The organism is Ilyobacter sp., assembly GCF_041583315.1.
Lineage (GTDB): Bacteria > Fusobacteriota > Fusobacteriia > Fusobacteriales > Fusobacteriaceae > Ilyobacter.
This window is the reverse complement of record NZ_JBFHGC010000035.1, coordinates 1-9,621: the sequence shown is the minus strand read 5'-3', so window position 1 is coordinate 9,621 and position 9,621 is coordinate 1. Positions and strand designations below refer to the sequence as shown.

9 protein-coding genes are annotated in these 9,621 nt (G+C 33.4%); 5 read left to right on the top strand and 4 right to left on the bottom strand.

Translation table 11 applies throughout. The features are described 5' to 3' along the window. Positions 1 to 381, top strand: a 381-nt coding sequence (locus ABZA26_RS02390; protein WP_372712925.1) for an MFS transporter, incomplete at its 5' end; no start/stop codon positions are given. Between the two features lie 171 nt (positions 382 to 552). Here ABZA26_RS02390 and ABZA26_RS02385 read toward each other — a convergent pair. Then, a complete protein-coding gene (locus ABZA26_RS02385; protein ID WP_372712924.1) occupies positions 553 to 1,188 on the bottom strand; it encodes a carbonic anhydrase in 636 nt (211 codons plus the stop codon). 192 nt (positions 1,189 to 1,380) lie between these two features. Between ABZA26_RS02385 and ABZA26_RS02380 the strand changes: the two genes are divergently transcribed. From ABZA26_RS02380 to ABZA26_RS02365, 4 genes are all read left to right on the top strand, one after another. Next, positions 1,381 to 2,499, top strand: a complete 1,119-nt coding sequence (locus tag ABZA26_RS02380) for an alanyl-tRNA editing protein (RefSeq protein ID WP_372712923.1) — start codon at positions 1,381 to 1,383, stop codon at positions 2,497 to 2,499. A 52-nt stretch (positions 2,500 to 2,551) separates the two neighbouring features. Further along, positions 2,552 to 3,604 (top strand): 23S rRNA (adenine(2503)-C(2))-methyltransferase RlmN, encoded by a 1,053-nt coding sequence (rlmN, locus tag ABZA26_RS02375; protein WP_372712926.1) that lies wholly within the window; start codon positions 2,552 to 2,554, stop codon positions 3,602 to 3,604. 152 nt (positions 3,605 to 3,756) lie between these two features. Then, complete coding sequence (locus ABZA26_RS02370; RefSeq protein ID WP_372712922.1) at positions 3,757 to 5,913, top strand: transglycosylase domain-containing protein; 2,157 nt, start codon at positions 3,757 to 3,759, stop codon at positions 5,911 to 5,913. 254 nt (positions 5,914 to 6,167) lie between these two features. Then, positions 6,168 to 6,635 carry a DUF1456 family protein gene (locus ABZA26_RS02365; RefSeq protein WP_372712921.1) on the top strand — a complete coding sequence of 156 codons (468 nt, stop codon included), beginning with the start codon at positions 6,168 to 6,170 and terminating at the stop codon, positions 6,633 to 6,635. Positions 6,636 to 6,732: 97 nt separating this feature from the next. Here ABZA26_RS02365 and ABZA26_RS02360 read toward each other — a convergent pair whose 3' ends face one another. From ABZA26_RS02360 to ABZA26_RS02350, 3 genes are all read right to left on the bottom strand, one after another. Continuing rightward, positions 6,733 to 8,079, bottom strand: a complete 1,347-nt coding sequence (locus tag ABZA26_RS02360; protein ID WP_372712920.1) for an exopolysaccharide biosynthesis polyprenyl glycosylphosphotransferase — start codon at positions 8,077 to 8,079, stop codon at positions 6,733 to 6,735. Between the two features lie 73 nt (positions 8,080 to 8,152). Continuing rightward, the gene (locus ABZA26_RS02355) at positions 8,153 to 9,088 is read right to left on the bottom strand and encodes a glycosyltransferase (RefSeq protein WP_372712919.1); all 936 of its coding nucleotides are present in this window, start codon (positions 9,086 to 9,088) and stop codon (positions 8,153 to 8,155) included. A 23-nt stretch (positions 9,089 to 9,111) separates the two neighbouring features. Beyond that, on the bottom strand, positions 9,112 to 9,621 hold a 510-nt coding region (locus tag ABZA26_RS02350), incomplete at its 5' end, for a glycosyltransferase family 4 protein (RefSeq protein WP_372712918.1).

Below are 9,621 nucleotides of genomic sequence, written 5' to 3'. Positions count from 1 at the left end.
TTTGGGGCTCTTACAGACAGACTCGGAACAAAAAAAACAATCACTTTGTCATACTTAATGATAATAACTGCAGGAGTACTTTCTCTATTGTTCAAGGGAAATATATTTATTTTTGGACTATCATTTGCAATTATATGGCTAAACCTAGGTGGATGGCTTGCAATTGTTCCCGCATCTACGGTTAATTTATTTGGAAAAAGTCACTATAGTGCAAATTATGGGATTCTCTTTACTGCTTATGGTATAGGGGCTTTATCTCAGGGCTTTATCGGAGGATATATTGACGAGGCTTTTGGTACTTATTTCTATATTTTCTACCCTGTAATCGCAGCGTGCATAATTGGACTGATTGTCTCTAGAAAATTTATTGAGGCAAAGTAAAATTAACTTTTTGTGTCTACAGGAGTTTTGTGTAAAATACAGTTTAATTTAAGTATCTTGAATTGATGAGAAATCAAACATATAGTGGTAAGATTTACCTAGTAAAAAAAAGGTGACTTCAGTAGATTATCCTGCTGAAGACACCTTTTTAATTTTTTGTGTATTTATAGTTTAAATTTCATAATCAGAGGGGATAATACCGTCATTTTTCCACTGTTCCAACGGATATTCTATCTCTTTTATTTTTCCATTTCTGATATCTAAGATCCAACCATGAATCTTGGGATATTTTCCAGAAGCTATTTTATTTTTTATAAATGGTATTTTAAAAACATGTGTTAATTGCTCTAAAACATTCAATTCAGTAATTCTGTCTAATTTATCATTAAGATCTTCTATTTTTTCAAGTTCATCCCTATTTTGTATTATTAGCTTTTTTATAGGCATCAACCAATTTCCAGTAAGGTCTGTGCAGCCTTCATTTTTATAGGCCGATTTTATTCCGCCGCATTCATAGTGCCCCGAAACTATAATATGTTCAACTTCAAGGCTTTCTACTGCATATTCTACAACAGAAAGAAGATTCATATCATTTGGGAAGACCTGATTGGCAATATTCCTATGTATAAAAAAATTACCTGGTTCAGATTTTGTAAATGTATCTATAGGCATTCTGCTGTCTGAACATCCTATGTATAAAAAAGGCGGATTTTGTCCACTGGATAATTTTTCAAAGTAGTTTTTATCAGAGTTTAATTTTTCTTCTGCCCACTCACTATTTTTTTTAACTAGATCTTTATATTTCATATTTTTATCCTTTTTTAGATATAGTGGTTTCCATTTTTATATCTTACAGTTTTTATGGTAGATATCTGTAGCTATAGAAATAAAATCATAAGCTATTTAAAGTATTATATATCTTATTCATAATTCTTTCAACTTAATTCTTGTAAGGTAAAAGAAATTATTATATGATAAAAAAACAGGAGGGGAAATTTTATGGATAAAATTATAGTTATTTCATGTGAAAAAGTAAAAAATGGATACAAAGTAACTCTGCAAGATTCACCCCTATACCCAGACGGAAAGGGCGGACAGCTAGGAGACAGAGGTACCATCGCCGGTAGAAATATAGTGTCCGTAGAAAAGGACCATGTATTAGTTGACGGTGAAGTTCATCTAGGAGAAAATGATCTTATAATAGATTATGAAAGAAGAAAGGATATAGAGGTACAGCACACGGCCCAGCATCTTTTTTCTGCCATAGCTTACAATAACTACTCTCTAAATACGGTTGGATTCAGAATGTCTGAAGAGTATTCTACGGTGGATCTAGATTCAAAAAATATCACAGATGAATTCATAAAAAATATAGAGGTTATGGTAAACAATGCTATAAAAAATTCAATTCCAGTTGAAATATCGACTTTCACTAAGGAAGAGGTAGATTCTTTTGAAGATATGAGAAAAGCTGTAAGCCATAAAGTAAAAGGCGATGTACGTATAGTAAAGATAGGAGATTTAGACACAAACGCCTGTGGAGGTTTTCATGTAAAAAATACCTGTGAGATGCAGTTGTTTAAAATTTTGTCCTGGGAAAAAATAAAAGGGAATTATACAAGATTTTTTTATGTATCTGGAAACAGAGCATTAAAAGATTATTACAATAAAAATAAGCTAGTGACCAAGCTATGCCAAAATTTGAGCTGTAAAGAGAATGAGATAACTACCATGCTTGATAAAATAAACTCGGATAAAAAATCAGGAGAACTTGAGCTTCGTTCTATAACACAAAAATATGCAGAACTTTTAGCCAAAGAATTGATGGATAATTCAGAAAATCTAACAGATAAAAAAGTTATATTTTATCCCGAAAATAACCATGTAGCAAATTCTCTTCCAAAATATACAGAACTTTCAAAATATATTCTGGTTTTTGGAGAATCGGGACAGTTTACAATCGCTTCTGAAACAATAAATTGCAAAGAATTTTTTAATTTTTTAAAAATCAAAATGGAGATAAAAGGCGGTGGAAATGAGGCAAGGGCCAATTTTAAAGGAAACCTTACAAAAGCTCTTATTTTTCAATACTTAGAAGAGTATTTATCTAAGTTGTAACTTTGTCTATTTTGTGGTATGATATACCCCGATTGATTAATATTTGGAGGTAATTATGGAGAGTACAACTAATCTCTTAAATTTAAATTTAAAAGAGTTAGAAGATTTTATTGTTTCCATCGGGATGAAGAAATTCAACGGTAAGCAGATATTCGACTGGCTTCATGGAAAAATAATCAGAAACATAGATGATATGACAAATATCTCTAAAAAAGACAGGGAGATTCTCCAGTCTAAAAGCTATATTCCATTTTTGAACGTTGTGAAACACAAAGTTTCTAAAATAGACTATACAGAAAAATTTGTTTTCAAATTAGAAGATGGAAATACAATAGAAACAGTTCTTTTAAAACATAAAGAAAGAAACACTCTTTGTATCTCATCCCAAGTTGGATGCCCTGTAAAGTGTAGTTTTTGTGCCACAGGATTAGATGGTTTTATCAGAAATCTGAATGTACATGAAATTTTAAACCAGGTGTATACGGTGCAGAGAAGATTTTTCAAAAGTGAAGGAAAGAATATTACAAATGTAGTATTCATGGGTATGGGTGAGCCTATGCTGAACATTGAAAATGTTATTAAAGCTGTAGAAACTCTTTCAGATGAAAGGGGTATGAATATTTCTAAGAGAAGAATCACCATATCTACTTCTGGAATTATTCCGGGGATTGAAAAACTTTTACAGGAAAGAATACCTGTAGAACTTGCAATATCTCTTCATGCCATAACAAACGAAAAGAGAGATGCTTTAATACCTATAAACAAAAGATATCCACTAGAAGACCTTTACACAGTATTAAATGAATATCAAAAGATCACAAAAAGAAGAATTACTTTTGAGTATGTTCTTATAGATAAGTTGAACGTAACTCAAAGTGATGCAGACAGGCTTGCAGAGTTTATGCACAGCTTTGATCATGTACTGAATCTTATCCCTTACAATCCAGTTCCTGGAAATGACTATGAGAGACCCTCTCCGGATAAAATAAAAAGATTTTACAATTATCTTCTAAATGACAGAAAGGTAAATGTAACTCTGAGACATGAAAAAGGTTCTGATATAGATGGTGCATGTGGCCAATTGAGACAGAGCGTTAAAAAATAAAAGTTATTCCCCCTATACCTAAGGGGGGATTTTTTATGCCTGTACAGACTTCAAAAATTACAAATTTATCTTAATTTAGGTATGCTGCCCTTTATTGTTTCCTTATTGCGTTTATGTTAATATGTAAATATTAAATTATAAAGAGGATGATTATGAAAAATAGTATGAAAAAAATATTTAAAGTCTCTATTTTATTGGTTTTTTTATCAGTTGTTGCTGTGGGGTTAGTGTCTTTTTCCCTTATATTCAGCGCCTATAAAAGTCTCCCAGATGTTGGGAAACTTGTAGAGTCTTATACACCTGCGGTACCTACTACCATTTATGACAGCAATGAAGAAGTCATTGACTTGATATACAGGGAAAGACGTGACACTGTCACTATTTCAGAAATACCTGAAAATGTTAAAAATGCTTTTGTAGCCATTGAGGACAGGAGATTTTACAAACACCATGGCCTAGACCCTTTCAGGCTAGGGAGAGCTATAGTGGTTAATATCTCTCAGAGGAGAGCAGCCCAGGGAGCCAGTACGATAACACAGCAATTGGCAAAAAATGCCTTTCTGACTCATGAAAAGAAGCTTACCAGAAAAGTAAAGGAAGCCCTTATAACCTTAGAAATTGAAAAAAGGTATACAAAAGACGAGATTTTGGAAAAATACCTAAATGAAATATATTTCGGTTCAGGGGCATATGGGATAAAAACCGCAGCCAGGTCTTTTTTTGACAAGGATGTGGAAGCCCTTAATATAGCAGAGGGAGCTATGCTTGCTGGAATGCCCAATAGGCCCACTCTTTATAATCCCAGAAAAAATTTGGAGCAGTCTCTGAAAAGAACCCGTCTGGTTTTAAAACAGATGAAAAAATACGGTTATATTACAGAGGATCAGTATGCCAGAGCTATGAAACAAAAATTTGTTCTGGAAAAGGAACTTCCTAAGAATTTTATTGCTGATAAATACACCTCTGTTATCAGAGAAAAAAACAGCAGAAAGTCTTTGAAATCACCTGATTTTACCGATATAGTTGAGAAAAAGATATTTGAAATGTTTGATGAAAATACAATTTATGAAGGGGGACTAAAGGTATATACCTCCCTTGATTTGCAGATGCAAAAGGCTGCTCTTGAGACTTTTAACAACTATCAGCTATTAAGAGAAAATCCCAAGTTGCAAGGGGCTCTTGTAACTATAGATTCAAGCAACGGCTATGTAAAGAGTATAGTGGCGGGGAAAAATTTTAAAACCGGAAACTTCAACAGAGCTACCATGGCAAAAAGACAAGTTGGATCTTCTTTTAAGCCTTTTGTCTATTTTACTGCTCTCGAAGAAGGTATTCCTATGAATACTGTCATAGAGGACTCTGAAATAGAGTACGGAGACTGGAAACCTCAGAATTACGGAGGGACTTTTTCTGGAAACATGACTATTTTGGAAGCCATGGAGAAATCTGTAAATATAGTGGCAATAAAGCTTCTTGAAAAAATAGGAGTGAGAAGTGCAATAAATACATTTAAGAAAACAGGGGTAAATGTAGATATACCCTCTAATCTTTCTATTGCTCTAGGTACCATGAGCATGAGTCCTTTAGACCTGGCTACAGCTTATTTACCATTTTCCAACGGAGGGTATAAGGTCAAGCCTATATTCATCTCAAAAGTTCTCGACAGATACGGAAATGTTTTATATGAATCTCCTGTGGAAAAAGAAAAGATTTTTGACAGTGATAATGTATCTCTCATTGTTCATATGATGAAAAATGCAGTAACTAATGGTTCTGGAAGAAGAGCCCGTGTAACTGACAGAGATGGAAATTATATAGAGCAGGGAGGTAAAACAGGGACGACAAATGATTACAGGACTGCCTGGTTTGCCGGAGTTACTCCTGAGTATGTGACTACTCTGTATATTGGTTATGATGACAACTCATCTATGGAAAATTCCACAGGTGGAGGAGCTGCTGCACCTCTTTGGGGAGAATACTACCAGAGAATGATAAACGCAGGTGCTTATAATCCTGGAGAGTTTCAATTTATGGAGGAGCAGATAGAAAATGGAACTCTTGTGACTGCAAATATTGACTCTAGAACCGGACTGCTTGGAGATTCTTCCAGCATATCTGTAAGAACAGGACTTTTTAAGAGAGGTCAGGCTCCTGTAGAAAGTAATAGAAGCTATTCTAAAGGTTTTGGGGACTTCTTCAAGAGTGATGATGTCACTGTAACAGATGAGATCTCAAATGAAGAGCTAGAAGAGATAAAAAGCCAAGCTAACATAGAAAGTAACCCTGGGATTTCAAGTGATCTGTTTTAGTTTATATAATAAATATTTTTCTGACTTTAAAGTCAGAGATAAATCTTCTTATCTTTATGGACACTTACAGAAAAAAATGGTATAATTTTTAAATATTATTTTTATAAAAAAACTCTGAGACCTACAACTAGAACTGAGTGATGGTGTGTAGTTTAGTGTTTCATAGGTTATAATAAGAAAGGCTAAGCAATGGAGCTTAGCCTTTTTAAATGTTTTATTTATATATCGCAAAGTATAATTTATTGGAGGTAAAAATGAGTAATAACGATATAATGAGAGGTTTTAGATACGCCTTGGATATTAAGGATTCTGAAATGGTAGAAGCTTTTGGAATTTCCGGTTACGAGCTTACTATAGAGGATCTAAAAAACTTCCTGAAAAAAGATGACGAGGAAGGACAGGTTAAGTGCAACGACCGTATTATGACTCTTTTTTTAGACGGATTCATCACTCTTAAAAGAGGAAAAAAAGAGCCTAAAGAGGGAGAAGTAAAAAAGGTTGAAAAAAAGCTCACAAATAATATGATATTGAAAAAAATGCAGATATCTCTTAATCTTAGAAGTGAAGGTATGCTGAAGATATTTAAAGCGGCAGGACTGGAACTTTCAAGTTCTGAATTATCAGCACTATTCAGAAATAAAGATCATAAAAATTACATGGAATGCGGAGATAAATTTATGAGGAATTTTTTAAAGGGACTTACTATCTGCTATAGAGGTTAGTTGCATTTAGAGAATTTTTTATGGACTGTTTCTTAAAACAAATATAAAAACAGCGGGATCAGACTTATATCTGATCCCGCTGTTTTTATATAGTTTATTAATAGGCTCCTTTTCGATTTAACACATATTTAATGGTTTGCAGTAACAGAACTATATCAAGCCATAAAGACCAGTTTCTAATGTAATACAAGTCCGATGCAATTCTTTCTCCATAATCTTCCACATCTGAACGTCCGTGTGACTGCCACATACCAGTTATTCCGGGCTTTATCTGAAAAACTTTCTTTCCGATTTCACCACCGTAATACATTTCAAGTTCTTTTTTAACGATAGGCCTAGGACCTACAAGACTCATTTCACCTTTGAGAACATTGATGAACTGAGGGAACTCTTCTAAGGAGCTTTCCCGAAGAAATTTACCAATGGGAGTAATTCTGGGGTCATCTTTCAGTTTAAAATTATTGTAGTATTCCTCTCTCTTTTTTTCATCTTTTAGCATCTCTTGCAGCCTTTCTTCTGCATCTACATACATAGTCCTGAACTTATATATTTTAAATTCTTTCAGATCTCTGCCTATTCTAGAGTGTTTAAAAAATATAGGACCACCATCTTTTTTTATCTTTTTGAAAAAAATAAGAATCAGTATTCCCAAAAGAAAAAGTCCGGCAAAGCTCAGTAAAATATCCATTATTCTCTTAATAACATTTCTGAATTTTGAATGTATCTGTTTAGTGGCAGTTATAAGAAGTAAGCCGTCATAATCCTGAATCTGAGAGTTAAGATTAAATATACCACTACTATCAGGTATAAATTTCAGTTTTTTTATTTTCCCGTCTAAATCATCACTTATTTTTCTCCAGCTTACATCTTTTAGATTAGCACTAGGAAGTGCCACTATGACTTCGTCAACAGAGTTAATTTTTATAAAATCAAGGATCTCCTCATAGCTACAGGCAATCTGCTCTTGGGGAATGTTTTGGTCTCCCCCTACATAAACGAAGCCCATTATTTCATACAGAGAAGAATGATGGATTTTTATGAGTTTTCTGAATTGTTTTGCAGTGTCTCCGGTTCCGATAACCAATATTCTTTTTTTTAGGTATCTCCAGAAGTGATTTTTGATGAAGTTGATAAAAAAGATATTGAAAAAAATAAATAAAAGACTTATGAATAAATAACCCCAGATGTGGATGAAATCAAAGAATACGAAGTCTGTTATTGCAGCGACAGCAAAAAATTCCCCGTGAAGCTGAAGCTGTTTATTCAGATCCTCCCAGACAAGATTATTTTTTAGTGAGTAAGTTCCTTTAGAAAGGTTTAGTGCAAGATATATAAAATAACTGTAAAAAAGAAATTGACTATCTATTTTAAAGAGGTTACTTACAAAGAAGTAGCACAAAAACTGGACGGAGATTATTAAAATTTTTAAAAAAATTCTGGGCATAATCACTCTGATCCCTCCCAATCTCAAAGAAATTTATTTATTAAAACTTTATTTTCAACTCTAGGTATAAAAATTATTTTCTCAGATAATTTTTAGTCCATTTAAAATACTGGTATAAGTCATGTCTTTTTAAAAAATATCCTATTTTTCCTATAAGGTCTAAATCATAATATTTTTTAAAATTATAGATGATTTTGTCATTTATCACTAAGTCATTTGTAAAAACGACTTTCTTTTTATTAATTTCAGTTTTGTACTTGGTACTTGTGCTTGTACAATGGGTAGAATTTTTTCCAAATCCTATATTTTGAAGCTTTGATTTAACAGGGTAGACTGTATACATTTTATATTTTGACTGTGAATAACAGGACCTAATAGCCCAAGAGTCCATTTTTCCGATAGCTTGAAGTTCCAGCATTTTTAAGAGGTCGTCACCGCCATTTTTTAAATTGTTTACTGACAAAGAGTCTTTTGAAAAGTTATCATAGTCTGAGAGATCCCATTCATGCTTGGACCATCTATCTTTCCAGGTTCCCCATCCCCAGCTGCAGCCCCTATACGAAAGGTAGACATCATTCTTATAGTCAGGGTCTATATCTATAGGCGGCCCGTAACCAGTTACAGACCATATAGAGGAATTGTCCTCATATGTATCAAGAGCTTCATTCATATATTCTAGAAAATCATCGGCTAAAATAAGATCGTCCTCTAAAACTATGATTTTACCATATTCGTTAATGACCTGAGTCACTCCCTCTATGATTGAACGAGCGAGGCCTTTATTTTCATCTGACTCTGTTATTTTGATACTTTTAAATCCTGATATTTTTTTTATTATACTCCTTGTTTCAGAGACCTCTTTCATTTGTTCTTCTGATTTCGGGGCATCAGAAAAAATAAAGAGGGGACTCTCCATAGCCAATTTGTTATTTTTTAATGATTTAATGAGCCCTTCTGTCTCCTTAGGGCGGTTATATACAAATAAAGCTATAGGGGCTGTATTCTTCATATGAACCTCCTTTTGACAAAATCTCATTTGACTGAAGGAGTGATTATTTTATTCACTCTTTCCACAAAATCATTTGGTTTATAATTATTTATTGCTTTTTCATAATTGTATTTCTGAAATTTTTTTAGTTCTTTTGCTGTTTCAGACACGGCAGTGTAAATAGAATAGGGGTCCTTCTTGAAACACTCAGCTCCGTTGATATTTTTTCCAAAGATATCCCCTATACCTCCCTGATTGGTAGTGACTATGGCACATCCATTAACCATGGCCTCTAGTATAGAGATAGGTTGTCCCTCTATGGGGTAGTATGTAGGCAGTATAAAAATGTCGCTTTCCAAAAGCAGTTTTCTTTTTTCTTCTCCTCCTATTATTCCCAGATAAATTGCTGTGTCTTTATACCTTTCAAGAAGAGAAAAAATATCTTTTTCAAGATTTTTCTCGATATTTCCTGCCAGTTTTAGTTTAAAATTTAAATCCTTTTCCACCATGTATTTTAAGGAATTCAAAAGGTCTAAGGCACCCTTTTCCTCCAT